At 69.4% G+C, this 17,993-nt stretch carries 18 protein-coding genes; 12 read left to right on the top strand and 6 right to left on the bottom strand.

Features of this window, described 5'->3' with window-relative positions:
• Window positions 1-4 precede the first annotated feature (4 nt).
• Complete coding sequence (locus AC3WLB_RS04645; protein ID WP_492503718.1) at window positions 5-1,039, top strand: TIGR03842 family LLM class F420-dependent oxidoreductase; 1,035 nt, start codon at window positions 5-7, stop codon at window positions 1,037-1,039.
• Window positions 1,036-2,055 carry a glucose-6-phosphate dehydrogenase (coenzyme-F420) gene (gene fgd / locus AC3WLB_RS04640; RefSeq protein WP_492503716.1) on the top strand — a complete coding sequence of 340 codons (1,020 nt, stop codon included), beginning with the start codon at window positions 1,036-1,038 and terminating at the stop codon, window positions 2,053-2,055. Before AC3WLB_RS04645 ends, fgd begins: the two co-directional genes overlap by 4 nt.
• Before the next feature lie 36 nt (window positions 2,056-2,091).
• Here the strand turns inward: fgd and AC3WLB_RS04635 are convergent, their stop codons facing one another.
• Genes AC3WLB_RS04635 through AC3WLB_RS04625 form a run of 3 tightly spaced genes read right to left on the bottom strand, consistent with a single transcriptional unit; the run spans window position 2,092 to window position 4,682 of the window.
• Complete coding sequence (locus tag AC3WLB_RS04635; protein ID WP_492503714.1) at window positions 2,092-2,553, bottom strand: nucleoside deaminase; 462 nt, start codon at window positions 2,551-2,553, stop codon at window positions 2,092-2,094.
• Window positions 2,550-3,479 carry an isopenicillin N synthase family dioxygenase gene (locus tag AC3WLB_RS04630; RefSeq protein WP_022896539.1) on the bottom strand — a complete coding sequence of 310 codons (930 nt, stop codon included), beginning with the start codon at window positions 3,477-3,479 and terminating at the stop codon, window positions 2,550-2,552. The genes AC3WLB_RS04635 and AC3WLB_RS04630 overlap by 4 nt, the downstream gene beginning before the upstream one ends.
• Before the next feature lie 27 nt (window positions 3,480-3,506).
• Complete coding sequence (locus tag AC3WLB_RS04625; protein WP_492503711.1) at window positions 3,507-4,682, bottom strand: ABC transporter substrate-binding protein; 1,176 nt, start codon at window positions 4,680-4,682, stop codon at window positions 3,507-3,509.
• A 167-nt stretch (window positions 4,683-4,849) separates the two neighbouring features.
• Between AC3WLB_RS04625 and AC3WLB_RS04620 the strand changes: the two genes are divergently transcribed.
• Window positions 4,850-5,437: an XRE family transcriptional regulator gene (locus AC3WLB_RS04620; protein ID WP_022896536.1), complete on the top strand. Its 588-nt coding sequence runs from the start codon at window positions 4,850-4,852 to the stop codon at window positions 5,435-5,437.
• A gap of 15 nt (window positions 5,438-5,452) precedes the next feature.
• Here AC3WLB_RS04620 and AC3WLB_RS04615 read toward each other — a convergent pair whose 3' ends face one another.
• Window positions 5,453-7,114, bottom strand: a complete 1,662-nt coding sequence (locus tag AC3WLB_RS04615; RefSeq protein WP_492503709.1) for a fucose isomerase — start codon at window positions 7,112-7,114, stop codon at window positions 5,453-5,455.
• A 122-nt stretch (window positions 7,115-7,236) separates the two neighbouring features.
• Here AC3WLB_RS04615 and AC3WLB_RS04610 point away from each other — a divergent pair, with 122 nt between their 5' ends.
• The 8 genes from AC3WLB_RS04610 to AC3WLB_RS04575 all read left to right on the top strand — a co-directional run bounded on the left by AC3WLB_RS04610 (window position 7,237) and on the right by AC3WLB_RS04575 (window position 15,054).
• Entirely contained in the window at window positions 7,237-8,229 is a 993-nt protein-coding gene (locus tag AC3WLB_RS04610; protein WP_492503707.1) for a LacI family DNA-binding transcriptional regulator, read from the top strand.
• Window positions 8,230-8,270: 41 nt separating this feature from the next.
• Window positions 8,271-8,975, top strand: coding sequence for a GntR family transcriptional regulator (locus tag AC3WLB_RS04605; RefSeq protein ID WP_492503705.1), 705 nt, complete (start codon window positions 8,271-8,273; stop codon window positions 8,973-8,975).
• 148 nt (window positions 8,976-9,123) lie between these two features.
• Window positions 9,124-10,104 (top strand): phosphoglycerate dehydrogenase, encoded by a 981-nt coding sequence (locus AC3WLB_RS04600; RefSeq protein WP_022897574.1) that lies wholly within the window; start codon window positions 9,124-9,126, stop codon window positions 10,102-10,104.
• Between the two features lie 46 nt (window positions 10,105-10,150).
• Window positions 10,151-11,455: an ABC transporter substrate-binding protein gene (locus AC3WLB_RS04595; RefSeq protein WP_022897575.1), complete on the top strand. Its 1,305-nt coding sequence runs from the start codon at window positions 10,151-10,153 to the stop codon at window positions 11,453-11,455.
• 84 nt (window positions 11,456-11,539) lie between these two features.
• Window positions 11,540-12,481: a carbohydrate ABC transporter permease gene (locus tag AC3WLB_RS04590; RefSeq protein WP_492503702.1), complete on the top strand. Its 942-nt coding sequence runs from the start codon at window positions 11,540-11,542 to the stop codon at window positions 12,479-12,481.
• Window positions 12,478-13,383: a carbohydrate ABC transporter permease gene (locus AC3WLB_RS04585; RefSeq protein WP_492503700.1), complete on the top strand. Its 906-nt coding sequence runs from the start codon at window positions 12,478-12,480 to the stop codon at window positions 13,381-13,383. The genes AC3WLB_RS04590 and AC3WLB_RS04585 overlap by 4 nt, the downstream gene beginning before the upstream one ends.
• A gap of 2 nt (window positions 13,384-13,385) precedes the next feature.
• Complete coding sequence (locus AC3WLB_RS04580; RefSeq protein ID WP_492503698.1) at window positions 13,386-14,180, top strand: SDR family oxidoreductase; 795 nt, start codon at window positions 13,386-13,388, stop codon at window positions 14,178-14,180.
• Window positions 14,181-14,184: 4 nt separating this feature from the next.
• Window positions 14,185-15,054, top strand: a complete 870-nt coding sequence (locus AC3WLB_RS04575) for a dihydrodipicolinate synthase family protein (protein WP_492503696.1) — start codon at window positions 14,185-14,187, stop codon at window positions 15,052-15,054.
• A 117-nt stretch (window positions 15,055-15,171) separates the two neighbouring features.
• Here AC3WLB_RS04575 and purU read toward each other — a convergent pair whose 3' ends face one another.
• Window positions 15,172-16,029 carry a formyltetrahydrofolate deformylase gene (gene purU / locus AC3WLB_RS04570; RefSeq protein WP_492503694.1) on the bottom strand — a complete coding sequence of 286 codons (858 nt, stop codon included), beginning with the start codon at window positions 16,027-16,029 and terminating at the stop codon, window positions 15,172-15,174.
• Between the two features lie 267 nt (window positions 16,030-16,296).
• Here purU and AC3WLB_RS04565 point away from each other — a divergent pair, with 267 nt between their 5' ends.
• Complete coding sequence (locus AC3WLB_RS04565) at window positions 16,297-17,496, top strand: MFS transporter (RefSeq protein WP_492503692.1); 1,200 nt, start codon at window positions 16,297-16,299, stop codon at window positions 17,494-17,496.
• 17 nt (window positions 17,497-17,513) lie between these two features.
• Here the strand turns inward: AC3WLB_RS04565 and AC3WLB_RS04560 are convergent, their stop codons facing one another.
• Window positions 17,514-17,993, bottom strand: a complete 480-nt coding sequence (locus AC3WLB_RS04560) for an RbsD/FucU family protein (RefSeq protein WP_492503690.1) — start codon at window positions 17,991-17,993, stop codon at window positions 17,514-17,516.

Here is a 17,993-nt window from a genome sequence, read left to right as displayed (position 1 = left end):
CATCATGGAATTCGGTGTCGTCGTACAGACCAACCCGCCCGCACCCCGCACCATCGCGCTCGCCCGCCTCGCCGAAGAGCACGGCTTCGACTACTTCTGGACCTACGACTCTCACATCCTGTGGCAGGAGCCGTACGTCATCCACTCGCAGATCCTCGGTCAGACCAACCAGATCATGGTCGGCACCATGGTCACCAACCCCGCCACCCGCGACTGGACGGTCACGGCCTCGACGTTCGCGACCTTGAACGCCCTGTTCGGCAATCGCACCGTCTGCGGCATCGGCCGCGGCGACTCCGCGGTCCGTGTCACGAACGGCAAGCCGGTCTCGCTGCGCGAGTTCCGCGAATCGATCGGCGTGATCCGGGAGCTCGCGAACTCGCGATCGGTCGAGATCAACGGCACGAGCATCCGCTTCCCGTGGAGCCGCAACTCGCAGCTCGAGATGTGGGTCGCCGCGTACGGGCCGATGGCGTTGAAGATCGCCGGCGAGGTCGGCGACGGATACATCCTGCAGTGCGGCGATGTGGACATCGCGAAGTGGATGATCGCGACGGTACGCCAGGCCGCCGAGAACGTGGGCCGTGACCCCGACGCGATCACGTTCTGCGTGGCCGCGCCCATGTACGTCACCGACGGCACCGCCGCGGGCCGGGCGCACGCCATCGACCAGTGCCGCTGGTTCGGGGGGATGGTCGGCAACCACGTCGCCGACATCGTGGCCAAGTACGGCACCGACAGCGACGTGCCCCGCGCTCTCACCGACTACATCAGAGATCGCGAAGGCTACGACTACAACGAACACGGCAAGGCCGGCAACACGCACGTCGACTTCGTGCCCGACGACATCGTGGAGCGGTTCTGCGTCATCGGCACAGCCGACGAGCACCGCGCGAAGCTCGAACAGTTCAAAGAACTCGGCGTCGGTCAGTTCGCCGGCTACCTCGACCACGACAACAAGGAGGAGACGATGCGCGTCTACGGCGACGTCATCATGCCCGCCGTTCGCGACACCGTGCAGGCCCGGTCGGCATCATGACGCTGACTCTCGGCTACAAGGCCAGCGCCGAACAGTTCGACCCGCGCGAACTGGTCGAGATCGCCGTGGCGGCCGAAGCGCGCGGCATGCAGAGCGTGGCCGTGAGCGATCACTTCCAGCCCTGGCGCCACGACGGCGGGCACGCCCCGTTCTCCCTCACGTGGATGGCCGCGGTGGGCGAGCGCACCTCGAGCATCCGCATCGGCACGAGCGTTCTGACCCCCACCTTCCGTTACAACCCCGCGGTGCTCGCGCAGGCGTTCGCGTCGCTGGCCGTGCTGTACCCCGGGCGGATCTTCCTCGGTGTGGGCTCCGGGGAGGCACTGAACGAGATCGCGACCGGCTTCCGGGGCGCGGGCGAGCAGAGCTGGCCCGAGTTCAGGGAGCGGTTCGCCCGCCTGCGTGAGTCGATCGACCTGATGCGACGACTCTGGAGCGGTGACCGGGTCAGCTTCGCGGGCGAGTACTACTCCACCCATGACGCCTCGATCTACGACCGGCCCGCCACCCCCGTTCCCGTCTACGTCGCCGCCGCGGGCCCCGTGGTGGCGCGCTACGCCGGCCGCGCGGGCGACGGCTTCATCTGCACCTCGGGAAAGGGCATGCAGCTCTACACCGAGAGCCTGCTCCCCGCCGTACGCGAGGGTGCGGCGAAGGCCGGCCGCGCCTTCGACGACATCGACCGGATGATCGAGATCAAGCTCTCCTACGACACCGACCCCGTGGCCGCCCTCGAGAACACGCGCTTCTGGGCGCCGCTGGCGCTCTCGAAGGAGCAGAAGCACGACATCACCGACCCGGTCGAGATGGAGCGGGCGGCGGATGCGCTGCCGATCGAGCAGATCGCCTCGCGGTGGATCGTGGGCTCCGACCCCGACGCCGTCGTCGCCGAGATCGCGGCCTACGTCGACGCGGGGTTCACCCATCTCGTCTTCCATGCCCCCGGCAGCGATCAGCGCCGCTTCCTCGAGCTGTTCGAGCGCGACCTGGAGCCGCGGCTGCGACGCCTCGGCTGACGTCGGGGCGGCGCCGCGGCCCCGACCCGCGGCGGTTCAGCCGAGCCGCCACTCCGCGAGGGTGCGTGCCGCCGCGGCCACGGGAACGAGCTCGCGCCGAAGCGGCAGCCGCGCCCAGTCGACGGCGCCCGGCGGGAACAACTCGTCGATCGGCACCCCCGTCAGCGCCTCGATCGGTGCGGCGTAGACCACGGCCGGGATGCCCGCCCACACCGCGCCGGCCGCGCACATCAGGCACGGCTCGCACGAGGAGTAGAGCACGGCGCCGCTGAGGTCGAGCGTATCGAGTGTGCGGCAGGCCGACCGGATGGCCAGCACCTCCGCGTGGGCGGTGGGATCGCGGTGGCTGCCGACCGCGTTCACCTCGAAGCTCACCACGACGTCGCCGACCACGACGGCCGCGGCGAACGGGCTGCCGCCCTCCAGCACCGACCGCTCGGCGGCGGTCACCGTGTCGAGCAGGACCGTGTCGAGCAGCACCTCGGCCGCCCCGGTCACGCCGGCACCCGCATGGCCTCGATCTTCGCGATGAAGTGCTCGCCCGAGGTGATGGTGGGGTACTTCGCGGGGGCCGACTCGTCGAGCGACTGGATGACTGCATCCTTGTTCGGCTGGTGGAAGAACGCGATCGAGAGGCGGTCGCTGTCCCAGGCGCCGTCGACCGGGTTGGCCACGCGGTGCAGGGTCGAGTTCCAGACGTCGTTCGTCCAGCGCTTCATGAGGTCGCCGAGGTTGATCACGAAGGTGCCCTCGACCACCGGCACGGGCTCCCACCCGTCGCCGTTCCACACCTCGAGCCCCTCCACCGACGGCGAAGCGTGCAGCACCGTGACGCCGCCGAAGTCGGTGTGCGCGCCGCCGCGCAGCTGGCCCGGGAGGGGCGCCTCCCGCATCGGCGGGTAGTGGAAGATGCCGAGGTTGCTGTCGTGCCGGTAGGTGAACTGCTCGAAGTAATCGCGCTCGCGCCCGAGCGCCAGGGCGAAGATCTCCATCAGGGTGTCGGCGACGGCGTTCATGGCGAAGTAGTAGTCGGTGAGTGCCAACCGCAGCTCGCGCGTCGACGGCTCGTCGCCCCAGACCGGCGAGGCGGGGTTCAGCAGGTCGCGGCGCTTCGCGCTGAACCCCTCGCGGAGGTCGGCCGGGGCGTCGGTGCCGAGCGACTGCCCGAGCGACATGTTCGCGAATTCGGAGTAGCCGCCCGAGTACCCCGCCTTCGTGTGCACCGACTTGGCGTCGCCCTCCTGAGCGAAGAAGTCGCGCATGGCCTCGACACCGCGGTCGAGCACGTCGGGCGAGACCCCGTGGCCGGAGATCACGAGGAAGCCGAGCTCCCGGCAGGCGGCGTCGACCTCGGCGACCACGCGCTGCGGGTCGGAGCCGTCACGGAAGGCGGTGATGTCGATGATGGGTACCGAGCGAGACATGATGGGTGTCCTTTCCGTTCCAGGCGGTCACTCGGCCGGGAGGCCGATGCTGCGGTCGATGTACTTGTTGGTGTAGAGGTCGTCGGCCGCGAGGCCGGGGGCGATCGTCGTGCCCGTCGCCGCTGCCATGCCGCTCACGAGGTCGAGCATCCGTTGCATCCGCTCGGGGTCGAAGTCGCCGATGGCGCCGTCGGAGCCGTTGGACACGAGCCCGTCGTCGATGACGCTCGAGACGCCGAACTCGGCAGCGCCGCGGGTGTAGACGATGCCGTTGTCGTAGGCGTCGACGGCATCGAGGATGAGGTCGACCACGGGCGCCGGGTCGGCGTAGAAGTCGACCTCCGCCTGCTGCATCACCGGCACCAGCTTCGTGAGGCAGGCGTCGAGCGTCTCGAGGTCGTCCTTCCGCACCGAGACGGTGGCCGTGTAGTTCGGGTACCCGGCGTCGGCCACCAGCTGGTAGGCGACGGGCTTGTCCCACTCCGGGATCTCGTTCTCGTAGAGGTAGGGCTCGCTGCTCGCGAAGCCCTGCTGGGCATCCTTGCCGTCGGCCGCGACGAAGGAGGCCGGGGTACCGTCGTAACCGCCGTCGGTCTGGTCGGTGCGCAGGGCGCCGGAGTCGACGAGGTAGTCCATGAACGGAGCGCCGCCGTAGTAGCGCACCACCGCATCCGTCTTGCCGAGGTCGGCGATGGTCGAGACGTCGGGGTAGGTGGCCGGGTCCCACATCACGATCTGCGGGCTCACGTCGAGCGGGGCCATCACCGAGACGGTCGGCTGGTCGGCCGAGGCGAAGATCTGGCCGTCGGTCTGCACGTAGCCGAGCGTGATCGACGGATCGGCGTACATCTGGCTCGAGACGCTTTGGAAGCCGATGGCCGGGCCGCCCGCCCGGATCTCGAGGTCGACCCCGGTGTACTCGCCGCCGGAGTAGAGCGGCCCGGAGACCGACATCGACGAGGAGTCGATGACCGGGTCGGGGCCGAGCATCTCGTAGAGATGGCCGTGCTCCGAGCTCGGGTTCCAGTCGGTCTGCACCACGACGGTCGAGGGGCAGACGTCGGAGAGGTCGATGGCGCCGATCTCGGCACCCGCGGTGCTCGATGCGGTGTCGGCGGTGCTGGCGGATGCGCAGCCCGCCACGAGCGTGACGAGAACGGCGCCCGAGGTGGCGGCTGAGACGATCCTGACGTGTTTCCGCATGGCGAATTCCTTTCCTCGCTGAACAGCGGGAATGATCGGGGAGAATATGATGCAGGCGTGGAGCGTGTTCTGACGTGCGGTGCTGAGGGTGAAATATAACCAGTGGGAATATTAGAGCGCACGCGTATTGCCGTCCCGTTTCGCGCTGATTTCGAGTTCGTGACTCCGTGAGCACGGTCGACTCAGACGGCGCAGCCGACGATCGCGCCCTGCGCCGGGACATCGGATTGCGCGTTCGGGCGCTGCGCAAGAGCCGCGGCGTCTCCATGGTGACGCTGGCGGCCGAGGCCGAGATCAGCCAGCCCTTCCTCAGCAAGCTCGAACGCGGCGACACCACGCCGTCGCTGCATACGCTCTACCGCCTGGCGATGGCGCTCGACACCACGCCCGGCGAACTCATGCCGGCGCCGGCTGCGGCGAAGGTGACGGTGGTGCGAGCGCACGAGGGCACCCGGGTCACGGCCGTCGACGACCCGTCGTCGCCGGCGGGCCGGTTGATCCTCCCCGGCGAGGGTGGGCATCTGGAGGTGTTCGACTACTCGGTCGACGCCAGCCACAACGTGAGCGACTGGTTCCACTCGCCGGGCGAGGGGGCGCTCATCCTCTTGTCGGGTGAACTCCTCGTCGAGGTGCGCGATCAGGGCGAATGGGAATTGCGGCCGCGCGACGTGCTGTTCATGCGCGGCGACGTCACCACGCGGTGGACGTCGTCGGGCCCCGACCGCGCGTCGATCATCCTGGTGACGATGCGGTAGGGGCCCGGCAGTGCCCTACGCGGGCAGCGACACCTCGCCGCAGAGGTGCACCTGCACGCCCAGGCGCGCGAAGGCGGTGGCCTTCGCCAGCAGCGCGCGATCGGCGGTGTCGGCGTCGGGGGCGTAGGCGACCTGCACGTGGTTGGCCTTGTGGCGGGCCATGAACTGGTCGCGGTCGATGCCGTGCAGCACGACGTGCATGATCGGCCACTCCGGGTTCGTGGCCTGCCAGCGCCGTTCGGTCTCCGCCTCGGGCAAGGCGACGGCCGACGCGCGGCCGATGTCGAGGTGCAGCGCCCCGCCCTGCACGTAGACGCGCGACCAGACGATCTCGCCGGGCTTCGAGACGCCCTTGATGGTGGAGCCGCCGGCGGGGAAGAACACCGGGTCCTGCCGCCAGCCCACCGCATCCGCGTAGCCGTTCTCGAAGTGCGAGGGCGGCACCGAGCCCGAGATCTCGTAGACCCAGACGAAGCGGCCGTCGAACTCCTCGCCCCAGCGCACGTCGTGCAGGGTGGTGGCGGGGTCGAGGTGCATCGCGGTCCAGATGCGGTTGGTCACGAGGGCGTCGACCGCAACGCCCTCGTCGGCCTCGTTGAAGTGGGGGAGCGCCTTGCCCTCCCAGAGCACGCGCGAGCCGTCGCGCGAGAGCACCGGCGGGCGCTCGACGTTGTTGAGCAGCCCCTCGGGCAGGTCGGATGCAGGGGTCAGGTCCTTGAGGCCCTGCTGGTACTGGATGCCCACCGCATCGAGCCCGAAGTCGTCGCTGATGCGGAGCGCGGCGATGTACATCTTGTACTGCTCGAGCAGCTGGCGCTCGGTGAGCTCGGTGGCGTCGTCGGTGCCGGTGCGGAAGGTCATGCCGGCGTCGAGCAGCCAGCGCCCCACCGCCTCGGCCTCGGCGTCGTCGACACGCTGCATCTCGGCGAACAGGGCACTCTGCGAGAGGCGCTCCTTGTAGATGCCGAGCGGGTTCAGCAGCTCGTCGTCGATGATGGCGTTGTACATGCCCATGCAGCCCTCGTCGAAGACGCCGATGATCGCCTTCTCGCCCTGCAGCTGGGCGGCGATCGCAGTGCCGAGCTCGACCTCGGGGCCGGCCGGCAGCGCAGCCGTCCCCGCCTCCGGGAACGGGCGCACGTGCGAGTCGTCGTGCACGATGGTGCCGGTCTCGATCCACTCGCGGATGCGCTCCCGCGCCCACTCGTCGGTGAAGTCGATGCTCCACACGGTCGAGTAGGGCGTGCCCATCTTGGTGAGGCCCGCGTTGAGGCCGAGCAGGCCGACGAGCCCGGGCCAGTCGCCGGCGAAGTTCGCGGCGGTGAGGATGGGGCCGCGGTGGCTGCGCAGGCCCGCGAGCACGTGGTGGCTGTACTGCCACACGGCCTCGGCCACGATGAGCGGAGCGTCGGCCGGGATTGTCGCGAAAACCTCGAGACCCATGCGCTGGCTCGAGATGAAGCCGTGCCCGGTCGCCGGGTCGACCGGGTTCGCCCGCACGATGCTCCAGCCGTACGAGGCGAAGACCTCGGCGAGCGCCGCCTCGAGCTCCTGCTGGGTGGCCCAGCCGGCGGTGTTGGCGGATTCGCGGAGGTCGCCGCTCGCGACGAGGTAGGCGGTCTGCGGGGCGACCTGACCGCGCTCGGCGATCTCGGGGAGCAGGTAGGGGGCGGACATGGGACTCCTTCGTCGAACGGATGCTGCGCGCCACATTGCCAGAAATCGATTTCTCAGTCAAGCCGCGGCGTCGGGTGGCCCGCCATCGCGGCGGGGAATCGTTCTCTCGCTAGGGTGGGGGCGTGGTCAAGATCGGTGACGTGGCGCGTGCGGCCGGGGTGTCGCCCGCCACCGTGTCACGGGTGCTCAACGAGCATCCGACGGTCGACCCTGCTCTCGCCGAACGCGTGCGGGCGGCGGCGGAGCAGCTCGGGTACCGCCCCAACGGGGTGGCGCGCAATCTGCGACGGCGCACCTCCGACGTGCTGGCGCTCATCATCAGCGATGTCGGCAACCCGTTCTACACCGCCATCACGCGCGGGGTCGAAGACGTGGCGCAGCGCAGCGGGTACTCCGTGCTGCTCGGCAACGCCGACGAGCAGGCCGAGAAGGAGTCGCGCTACCTCCGCATCGCCGAGCAGGAGCAGGTGGCGGGGGTGATCATCTCCCCGCACAGCGCCCAGACGGAGGTGGGGCGCCTGACGGCAGCGGGCATCCCGGTCGTCGTGATCGACCGTCCGCTCGCGAGCGACCTCGATTCCGTGCTCGTGGAGTCGGTCGCGGGCGCCCGCCGCGCGACCGACCATCTGCTCGCCGAAGGGTGGCGGCAACCGGGCTGCATCACCGGCCCCGCCGACGCCGAGACCGCCGAGCAGCGACTCGAGGGCTACCGCAGCGCGCTGCACGGGCGCGGTGACGTGGTGCCGCTGGTGGCACGCGGCGAGTTCCGGCAGACGGGCGGCCGCTCGGCTGCCGCCGAGCTCCTCGATGCACCGCGCCCGCCCGACTCGCTCTTCGTCGCGAACGCGCCGATGGCCATCGGAGTGCTCGAGGAGGTGCGGGCTCGAGGGCTCGTCGTCGGGACGGACATCGGGATGGTCGTCTTCGACGACGCGCCCTGGGCGCCGTTCATCGACCCGCCCATGACGGTCGTGGCGCAACCCGCCTACGACATCGGCGTCCGTGCCGCCGAGCTGCTGATGACCCGATTGGCCGGCGCCGGTGCCGAACCCCGGTCGGTCGTGCTCGAGACCGAGCTCCTCGTACGCGGCAGTTCGCGGCGGCGCACGCGCTGAGCGCGATACGCTAGTTGTCAACTGTTTACGGAAGGGTGCCCGTGGCCGACGTCGTTCATTCCCCCCGCCCGCTCGGTATGGGAGAGCAGATCTCGCACAACCTCCGCGTGGAGATCATCTCCGGTGTCATCGGCGACGGCACGCATCTGGCTGAGGACAGCCTGGCCGCTCGCTTCGACGTTAGCCGGGGGCCGGTGCGGGATGCGCTGCGGCAACTCGAGAGCGAAGGCCTCGTTCAGAACCGGCGCAAGCGTCTGTACGTGAGCTTCCGGGGCCTCCCCGACGTCGACGAGTTGTACTCGCTGCGCGAGAACCTGGAGTCGATGGCGCTGCGCCTCGCCATCGAGCGCTCACAACCCGACGACTGGGCGGAGGCGCAGCAGCTCGTCGAAGCGATGGAGCGCGCGGCCCAGAAGAACGACCCCGAGGCGTTCGACGTCGCCGACATGGACTTCCACACGAGCTTCTACCGGCTGTCGGGGCACCGGCGGCTGCGCGAGGCCTGGCGCCCCTACCAGCGCACCTTCGAGGTGCTCCTCGATCTCAGCAACACCGCCGACCTGCACGCCGCGGTCGCCGATCACCAGGCGTTCCTGGACATCGTGCGCTCGGGTGATGCCGATGCCGCGGTGGCCGAGCTGCACGACCATCTCGTGCGCGCCAAGGGCCGCATCCGCGATGTGATCCGGGATCGGGCGGACCGGATTCCCGCGGAGGACAAGCCCTTGGTCGCCTCCGCTCGATAGAAACTGTTAACAGTTAGCAAAAATTCTTGACTGTCGGACAATGACCGTCTACGGTGACTGTTAACAAGTTACAGTTTCGATCAATGGCGATGAGCGGCACCCGTACCGACGGAGGCTGCGGCGCCGCACAGAAAGCGACAACGCAGCAATGACGCCCCCCACCCCAGTCGGTCACGGCCGCACCGTCATCGTCGGACCGGTGCGGTACGCCGAACTCTGCTCGGCCGGCCGCGCGCTCCTCGTCGAGCACGGCTTCACCCTGGTGGAGAACGAGCGCTCCACGCCCTGGACCGCCGACGACCTCGCGCCGCTGCTCCCGATCGCCGACGCATCCGTCTGCGGCGTCGAGGTGTTCGACGAGGCCGCGCTCGCCGCGGCTCCGAAGCTGAAGATCATCTCCCGGCTCGGCGTCGGCCTCGACAACATCGACCTCGCCGCGGCTCGTGCACGGGGCATCGACGTGGTGAACGCGCCCGGCGGCAATGCCATCGCGGTGGCCGAGCTGGCTCTCGGCCTGCTGCTGTCGGTCTACCGCCAGATCCCGATCATGAACGCGGGCATCCGCACCGGCGCCTGGGACCGCTTCGTCGGCTCGGAGATCGGCGGCAAGACGATCGGCCTGATCGGCTTCGGCGCGATCTCGCGCATCCTCGCCCAGCGCCTCAAGGGCTTCGACGTCGACCTCGTGGCCTATGACCCGTACGCCGACCAGGCTGTCGCCGACGAGCTCGGGGTGCGCCTGGTCTCGCTCGAAGAGGCCGTGTCGAACGTCGACGTGGTGAGCGTGCACGCCCCGCACGTGCCCGAGACCCACCACCTCGTGAACGCCGACCTCATCGCGTCGATGCGGCCCGGCACCGTGCTCCTCAACACCAGCCGCGGCGGCCTCGTCGACCAGGCGGCCCTCGTCGACGCCCTCGAGAGCGGCCACCTCGCCGGTGCCGGCCTCGACGTGTTCGAGGTGGAGCCCGTCGGGCCCGACAACCCCCTCCTCGCGTTCCCCAACGTCGTCGCCACCACCCACGCCGCCGCCGACAGCCTCGAGGCGTACCACCGCATCGGGCTGTCCACCGCCCAGGCCATCGTCGACGTCTTCTCCGGCCGCACCCCGCGGTCGCTCGCCAACTGATGTAGACCCCCTTCCCTCCCGAGCACCACAACCGAAAGGATCAACGATGATCAGACGATCACACCGAGCCCGAAAGCTCGCCATCGCAGCACCGGTCGCCCTCGCCTTGGTGGCGGGCCTGGCCGCCTGCGCCGGCGGCGGCAGCGGCGACAGCTCCGGCGACGTCAAGGAGCTCACGCTGATCGCCGCCAACAGCCCCTTCACCGAGGGCCTGAAGACGCTCGCCGACGAGTACAAGGACGAGACCGGCGTGACCGTGAACCTCGAGTTCTACGGCAACGAGCAGCTGAACGACACCCTCAAGGTGAAGCTGAACGCCCAGTCGAGCGACTTCGACATCTACGGCTACCAGGTGCAGGACGTGATGCGCGAGTTCAGCCGCAACGGCTGGCTCGCCGACATGACCTCCTACGTCGAGAACGACGCCGACTGGAACTGGGAGGACTTCCAGCAGTCCGCCCGCGATGCGGTGACCCTCGACGGCGTCGTCTACGGCGTGCCCGTGATGACGGAGCGTCACATCATGTACTACCGCTCCGACCTGCTCGAGGCCGCCGGCATCCCGGTGCCCACCACCCTCGACGAGCTCGAGGCCGCGGCCGCGAAGCTCAACGACCCGGCCAACGGCTTCTACGGCATCGCGATGCGCGGCGCCAAGGTGCCGCTCGTCACGCAGTTCTCGTCGTTCCTCTACAGCTACGGCGGTGACTTCCAGGATGCCGACGGCAACGCCACGGTCGACACCCCCGAGGCCAAGGACGCCTACGCGATGTACGGCAAGCTGCTCGCCGACTACGGCCCTCCCGGTGTGACCAACATGGGCTGGACCGAGGCGAGCGCCATCTTCGCCCAGGGCAACGCGGCGTTCTACCTCGACGCCGACAGCCAGGCCTACACCTTCCTCGACCCCAAGAGCAGTGCCGTGGTCGACACCGTCGCCTACGGGTCGTTCCCCGCGGGCCCGGCCGGTTCGCACCCGTACAGCATCGTTCCGCAGACCCTCGGCATCAACGAGTACTCGACGAAGAAGGATGCCGCGTGGGACTTCATCAAGTGGGTCACCAACGAGGAGAACTCCAAGAAGCTGCTGGCCGACGACACCGTTCCGGTCGCCCGCGACTCGGCCTGGGCCGACGACACCGCGACGGCGTCGTTCCCCGCCGGCCTCGTGGAGATCGTGCGCAACAGCCAGGGCACGGTCGGCCACGACCGCCCGCAGCTGGAGAAGGTCGCCCAGGCGCGCGAGATCGTGGGTACCCCCGCGATCACCGCGATCGAGGGTGGTGACGTCGACGCCGCAGCCGACAAGGCGAACGCCGACTTCCAAGACCTGCTCGACGGCGAGAAGTAGTTCGCCCGGCCGGGCGGGCTACCTCGCCCGCCCGGCCGCCCCGCGCATCCGCGCCCTCCCATCCGTCCCCGTCAAAGGCACATCATGACCACGACGAGTCACCCGACCTACCTGGCCCCGAAAAGGCGCCGCGGCAGCTCCCTCACGAGCTGGGCCGACCGGCACATCAAGTGGCTGTTCACCGCCCCGGCGATCGCGTTCGTCGCGCTTCTCATCGTGTTCCCGATCGCCTACACGGTGTTCCTCTCCTTCACCGATTCGGCCAGCTCGGTCACGAGGCCGTTCCGCTTCGTCGGCTTCGACAACTACGTCGACTGGCTCACCGACTTCGAGCGGTTCTGGCCGGCGGTCGGCCGCACCGCCTACTTCACCGTCACCGCGCTTGTGATCGAGCTCGTTCTGGGTCTCGCGATCGCGCTGCTGCTGCGCAAGACCTTCCGCGGTCAGAGCATCGTGCGCGTGTTCATCCTGCTGCCGCTCGTGGCGACGCCGGTGGCGGTCGGCATGATGTGGCTGCTCATCTTCGAGCCGTCCATCGGCTTCGCCAACGTGCTCATGAAGTCGCTCGGCCTGGCGCCGCAACTCTGGCTCTCGGGCACCGACACCGCGCTCAACACCATCATCTTCATCGACGTGTGGCAATGGACACCGATGATCGTGCTCATCCTCCTCGCCGGGCTCTCGACCCTGCCGGAGGAGCCCGACGAGGCGGCCCGCGTCGACGGCGCGAACGCCTGGCAGCGCTTCCGGCACATCACCCTGCCGCTGCTCATGCCCACGCTCGCGGCCGCGGCCATCCTGCGCTCGATCGACGCCATGAAGACCTTCGACATCATCTACGCCACCAAGGGCCGCACGGGCGGTTCGAACAACGAGGCCGAGACGCTCAACATGCTCGCTTACAACGAGAGCTTCGGGAACTCGCAGTACGGCAGCGCCGCGGCACTGCTGATGCTCTTCCTGATGTTCATCGTGGTCATCCTCACCGCCCTCACCATCCTGCGTGCGAAGGGAAACCGCACATGATCGCCACCACCGAAGCCGTCCCCCGGCCCGCCCCCGCATCCGGCCCCGGTGCGCCGGCGCCCGTCCGCCGCGCGGCACCCCGCCGCCGCAGGAAGCGCGTGCTGGGCCCGACCTTCCGGGCGATCGGCATCGTGCTCGTCGTGCTCGTGTTCGTGGTTCCGCTGGGCTGGATGCTCATGGCGGCCTTCAAGACGAACCTCGACATCGTCACGCCGTCGCGCACCTTCGACTTCACGCCCACGCTCGCCAACTTCGGCACCGTGTTCGGGGCGCAGAACTTCGCCCCGTTCATCCTCAACAGCGTCATCGTGGGCGTCGGTGCGACCGTCGTCGCCCTCGTGCTCGGTGTGCCGGCCGCCTACGGCATCGCGCGGTACCGCATCCGCAACGCCACCGCGTTCGTGCTGCTGGCACGCGTCATCCCCGGCGTGAGCCTGCTCATCCCGTGGTACTTCCTGTTCAGCCAGGTGCAGCTGGTCGGCACCTACACGGCGCTCATCCTCACTCACATCTTCGTGACGATGCCTCTCGTGGTGGCCATCATGGCCGGCTTCTTCGAGAGCCTGCCCGAGGAGCTCGAGGAGGCCGCGCAGATCGACGGCTCGAGCAAGATCGGCGCGTTCGTGCGGGTGGTGCTGCCGCTGGCGCTGCCCGGGGTCGCGACGAGCGCCATCCTGTCGTTCATCTTCAGCTGGAACAACTTCTTGTTCGCGCTCGTGCTCTCGAACCAGAACACCCGTACCCTGCCCGTCGCCATCTCGAACTTCACGAGCTACGCGTCGGTCGACTGGGGCGGCCTGATGGCCGCGTCGGTCATCATCACCATCCCGGTGATGCTCGTGGCGCTGTTCGCCCAGCGGTACGTCGTGGCCGGTCTCACCGCCGGCGCGACGAAGGGCTGAGCGTGGCTGCGCCGAGCGAGCACGCCGGTGTCGCCTGGGTCGTCGGTGGCGGTACCGGAATCGGGGCCGGTATCGCCCGGGCGCTCGCCGACGACGGGCGCACCGTGGTGGTCTCCGGTCGCCGTGAGGCGGAGCTGAGGCAGGCCGCCGAGTCGGCGGCGGGCGCCACCGGCCGCATCGTACCGCTCGTCGCCGACGTCTCCGGCACCACGGATGACGGCGGCCTCGGCCTGGCCGCCGCGCACGAGCGCATCGTGGCCGACCACGGGCCGGTGGACGTGCTCGTGTACTCGGCCGGCACGAACGTGCCCAACCGGTTCTGGGCCGATGGAACGCCCGACGACTTCGCCCGGGTGGTCGACGTCAACCTCACCGGCGCCGTGCGGGCGGTGCACACCGTACTGCCCGGCATGCGTGCCGCCGCGGGCGGGCTGGTCGTGCTGGTCTCCTCCTGGGCCGCCTGGCGGTTCGGCCCGACGGCCGGTGCTGCCTACTCGGCGAGCAAGACAGCACTCGGTGTGCTCGCCGAGACGCTCAACGTGCAGGAGCGTGACCACGGCATCCGCGCCACCCACCTCTGCCCGGGGGAAGTGCGCACCGACATCCTGAAGACCCGGCCCGTCGTGCCCACCGAAGCCGAGCAAGCGCTCATGCTCACGCCGGACGACATCGGCGCGGCCGTGCGTCACCTCGTCGGCCTGCCGGCCCGGATCTGCGTCAACGAACTCGTCATCACCCCCACCAGCAACACCTCGTACAGCGCCGCGAACGCGGTCGCCCGCCCCAGCAGAAAGTGATTCCATGACCCGCCGAGACATCATCACCGCCGTTCCCGTCGCCTTCCACGACGACGGAACCCTCGACCTCGAGGGATCGCGCGAGATCCTGCGGTACGTCGCGGCCTCGGGCAACGAAGGCGCCTTCGTGCTCGGCACGACGGGGGAGTTCCCGGCGCTCAGCTTCGAGGAGCGCGGACAGCTCACCGCGCTCAGCCTCGAAGAGCTCGGCGGCACCATGCGCGTCATCGTGCACGTGGGAGCGCCGAGCCTCTACGAGGTGCTGCGGCTCGTCGACCAGGCGCGCGAGCTCGGTGCCACCGAGATCGCGGTGCTCACGCCCTACTACCTGCCCTCCGACGATGCCACGTTGCTCGACTTCTACACCGCCGTCGACGCGGCGGCCACGGGGCTGTCGGTGTTCGTCTACGTCTACCGCAAGCGCTCGGGCAACTTCGTGAGCGTCGAGCTGATGGCCGAGCTGGCGAAGCTGCCCTCCGTGGTCGGCGTGAAGGTGAGCGAGGAGCCGCTCGACCTCATCGCCCGCTACCGCGAGGTCGTGCCCGCCGACTTCCTCATCTACACCGGAGCCGACGCCGAACTCGTCGGCGCCGCAGCGGCGGGCGCGCAAGGCGTGATCTCCGGGGTCTCGTCGGTGTTCCCGAAGCCGTTCCGCGCGCTCGCTGCCGCAGCGGAGACCGGCGACCCCGGCCGGATCGAAGCCGCGCAGGCCGACGTCGACACCGTGGTGTCCGCCATCGCCGGTGACATGGGTCGTATGAAGGCCGCCTACCGTGAGCTCGGTGTGCGCGGGGGAACGACCCGCATGGCCATCAAGCGCCCCTCGCCCGAGGTGCTGGCCGAGATCGCACGGATCACCCCCCTCTACCGCTGACGAGGCCGGCCGATCGCGGCGACCGCGCTCGTCGCGATCGGCGGTGAGAACGCCGGCCGGTGAGCCTCCAGAACTTCACCGTACGGTGCGCCGCAGGAGCGGCGGCGCACAAATATGTCACCGGAAGATGATGGTGCGGGCGCCGTCGAGCAGGACGCGGTCCTCCGCGAACCACTTCACGGCCTGGGTCAGGGTGCGGCTCTCCTCGTCCTGACCGATGGCCACGAGTTCGGCCGGCGTGCGGGTGTGGTCGACGCGCACCACGTTCTGCTCGATGATCGGCCCCTCGTCGAGATCGCTCGTCACGAAGTGCGCCGTCGCCCCGATCAGCTTGACGCCGCGCGCGTGCGCCTGCTTGTACGGGTTCGCGCCCTTGAAGCCCGGCAGGAACGAGTGGTGGATGTTGATCAGCCGCCCCTCGAGTTGCTCGCAGAGCTCGGGCGAGATGATCTGCATGTAGCGTGCCAGCACCACGAGTTCGATGTCGTGCTCGTCGACCGCCTCGATCACGCGCTGCTCGAAGGCCGCCTTCGAGGCCGCATCCGTCACCGGCAGCGACTCGAACGGCACGTCGTAGAAGCCCGCGAGGTCGCGGAGCGAGCCGTGGTTCGAGAGCACCAACGGGATCTGCACCGGCAGCTGCCCCGCCCGCTGCCGGAACAGCAGATCGTTGAGGCAGTGCGCCGCCGTCGAGACCAGCACGAGGGTGCGCAGGGGTCGCCCCACCACGTCGAGCCGCCAGGTCATGCCGTACTGGGCCACCACCGGGGCCAGCGCAGCCTCGAACTCGCCGCGCGAGGCATCCGATTCGACCTGCAGGCGCATGAAGAAGCGCCCGGTGTCGGCCGAGGAGAACTGCTGGCTCTCGGTGATGTTGCCGCCGGAGGCCACCACCGCACCGCTCACCGCATGCACGATGCCGGGCAGGTCGCCGCAGACGAAGGTGAGTACCCAGTGATTGTGCGGCAACGCCATGCGAATCTCCCTCTCGTCGGGGCCTCTTGCCAGAGGTTTCCCCTGAGCTAGACTAGTGAGTGGCCGAACGGATGTCGTTCGTCCTCGGGCATGTACGAAGGCGTCACCGGTTCACGGGCTTTCCTCCCGTCACGGTGCGTCAGGTCGTCAGGTGGGCACAGCGCCAGAAGGCGCACCGGCCCCCTCTGTCCGCCGCTTTCGAGTTGTCTTCGAAAAGGTGTGCACTCAGTGACCACAACAATGCCGCAAACGGGCTCGGCCCCCGTCGTGAAACCCTTTCCTTGGGGAGGGCTCATCGTACTGGCCGTCGCCGTGTTCCTCACGGTGACCGCCGAGATGATCCCCACCGGACTGCTGCCCGAGATGAGTTCGTCGCTCGGCGTCTCCGAGTCGCAGACCGGGCTCCTCATCAGCGTCTTCGCCTTCGCAGTGGTGCTCAGCAGCGTGCCGCTGACCTTCCTGTTCCGCCGGGTGCCGCGCCACCTGCTGCTCATGGCGGTGCTCGTCGTCATCGCCGGCTCCAGCCTCCTCGGCGGCTTCGCGCCGAGCTTCGAGGTGCTGGTGGTCGCCCGCGTGCTCGGCGGCATGGCGCACGGCGTGTTCTGGGGTGTGGTGGGCGCGTACTCGGCTCACCTCGTGCCCAAGGAGCAGATCGGTCGAGCGGTCGCCATCACCACGGGCGGGGGCACCCTCGCCTTCGTGCTCGGTGTGCCGCTGGCCACCACCGTGGGGCACGCGTTCGGCTGGCGGGTGCCGTTCTTCGGCATCGGCGTGCTGGCCCTCCTCGGCGTGCTGTTCATCGGGTTGCTGCTGCCGCGGGTCGATCACCGCAAGCACCTCGAGCCGTCGACCGACACGAGGGCGCTCCGCGCGGCCCGACGACGCGGCCCGCTCGACCAGACCGTGCCCGTGGTGGCGCTCATCTGCATCCTGGTCGCCGTGATCATGATCGGCAACTACTCCTTCTACACCTACATCGCGCCGTTCATGATCGGTGAGATGGGGGTGCCCGAGGGGCAGGTGGGACTGCTGCTGCTCATCTACGGCATCGCCGGGGCCGTGGGCGTCTTCGCCGCCGGCGCCGTGTTCGGTCGGCGGCCCTCAGCCGGCCTGGTGGTCGCCATCGCGGCCACGGGCGTGTCGGTGCTGCTCCTGGCCGTGTTCGCGGCCAACCCGGTCATCGCGATCGGCGCCTTCGTCGTCTGGGGCGTCGCGTTCGGGCTCATCCCGACCCTGCTGCCCACCCGGCTCATGCACGCGGCGTCGCCCGCCATCCGCGACACCTCGAGCGCGTTCTACTCCACGGCGTTCAATGCCGGCATCGGTCTCGGCGCGCTGGTCGGTGGCTTCTTCCTCGACGCCCTCGGGCTCACCGTCCTGCCGTGGCTCTACCTCATCGCGCTCGCGCTCGCCGGCGCGCTGCTCGCAGCGACGCCCGCCCTCACTCGCCGAGCGCAGCGCGGCTGAGCCGCCGGTCCTGGCGGTCAGTCGGCGGCGGAGCCGACGGCCGACGCGATCACGACGCCCTTGCGCAGCACGACATTGGCGAACAGGCCGCGCTCGCCCGTGCGCACGACGAGCCGTGAGGAGCGTACTCGCTCGTAGAACGCGAATCGCCCGAGTGCGTTGGTGCGCTCGGCCGGTGCGGAGAGCGCGGCGCGCAGCAGGGCGTGGCTCGCGGGAGCATCCTCGCCCTCCGGCCCCGCCATCAGCAGGGCGGATGCGCCCTCCGCCTGATCCAGCGGCACCACCGTGCGGATGGCCGCGACAGCGGTCGCGGCGCTGCAACCGGGCAACTCCACCACGACGGTGCCGCATCGGTAGGCGGGGAAGTTGGCGTCGACCACCGCGAACTCGTCGCCGTGCCCGAGCCGGTCGAGGTGGAGCAGCAGTTCGCCGCTCAGCACGGGATGGATGCCGCTCAGCATGCCGTGCACCGCTGCCGCTGCCCCCGTCGCTGCCAT

The organism is Herbiconiux sp. FW305-C-125, from assembly GCF_058783455.1.
This window is presented reverse-complemented; position numbering and strand designations above follow the sequence as displayed.

Excerpts from the sequence above, each read along its gene's own strand:
- AC3WLB_RS04630 (WP_022896539.1), bottom strand. The coding sequence starts at position 3,479 with ATGTCTCGCTCGGTACCCATCATCGACATCACCGCCTTCCGTGACGGC.
- fgd (WP_492503716.1), top strand. The coding sequence starts at position 1,036 with ATGACGCTGACTCTCGGCTACAAGGCCAGCGCCGAACAGTTCGACCCG.
- purU (WP_492503694.1), bottom strand. The coding sequence starts at position 16,029 with ATGGCGTTGCCGCACAATCACTGGGTACTCACCTTCGTCTGCGGCGAC.
- AC3WLB_RS04595 (WP_022897575.1), top strand. The coding sequence starts at position 10,151 with ATGATCAGACGATCACACCGAGCCCGAAAGCTCGCCATCGCAGCACCG.
- AC3WLB_RS04575 (WP_492503696.1), top strand. The coding sequence starts at position 14,185 with ATGACCCGCCGAGACATCATCACCGCCGTTCCCGTCGCCTTCCACGAC.
- AC3WLB_RS04645 (WP_492503718.1), top strand. The coding sequence starts at position 5 with ATGGAATTCGGTGTCGTCGTACAGACCAACCCGCCCGCACCCCGCACC.
- AC3WLB_RS04615 (WP_492503709.1), bottom strand. The coding sequence starts at position 7,114 with ATGTCCGCCCCCTACCTGCTCCCCGAGATCGCCGAGCGCGGTCAGGTC.
- AC3WLB_RS04585 (WP_492503700.1), top strand. The coding sequence starts at position 12,478 with ATGATCGCCACCACCGAAGCCGTCCCCCGGCCCGCCCCCGCATCCGGC.
- AC3WLB_RS04625 (WP_492503711.1), bottom strand. The coding sequence starts at position 4,682 with ATGCGGAAACACGTCAGGATCGTCTCAGCCGCCACCTCGGGCGCCGTT.
- AC3WLB_RS04560 (WP_492503690.1), bottom strand. The coding sequence starts at position 17,993 with ATGGCAGCGACGGGGGCAGCGGCAGCGGTGCACGGCATGCTGAGCGGC.
- AC3WLB_RS04600 (WP_022897574.1), top strand. The coding sequence starts at position 9,124 with ATGACGCCCCCCACCCCAGTCGGTCACGGCCGCACCGTCATCGTCGGA.
- AC3WLB_RS04590 (WP_492503702.1), top strand. The coding sequence starts at position 11,540 with ATGACCACGACGAGTCACCCGACCTACCTGGCCCCGAAAAGGCGCCGC.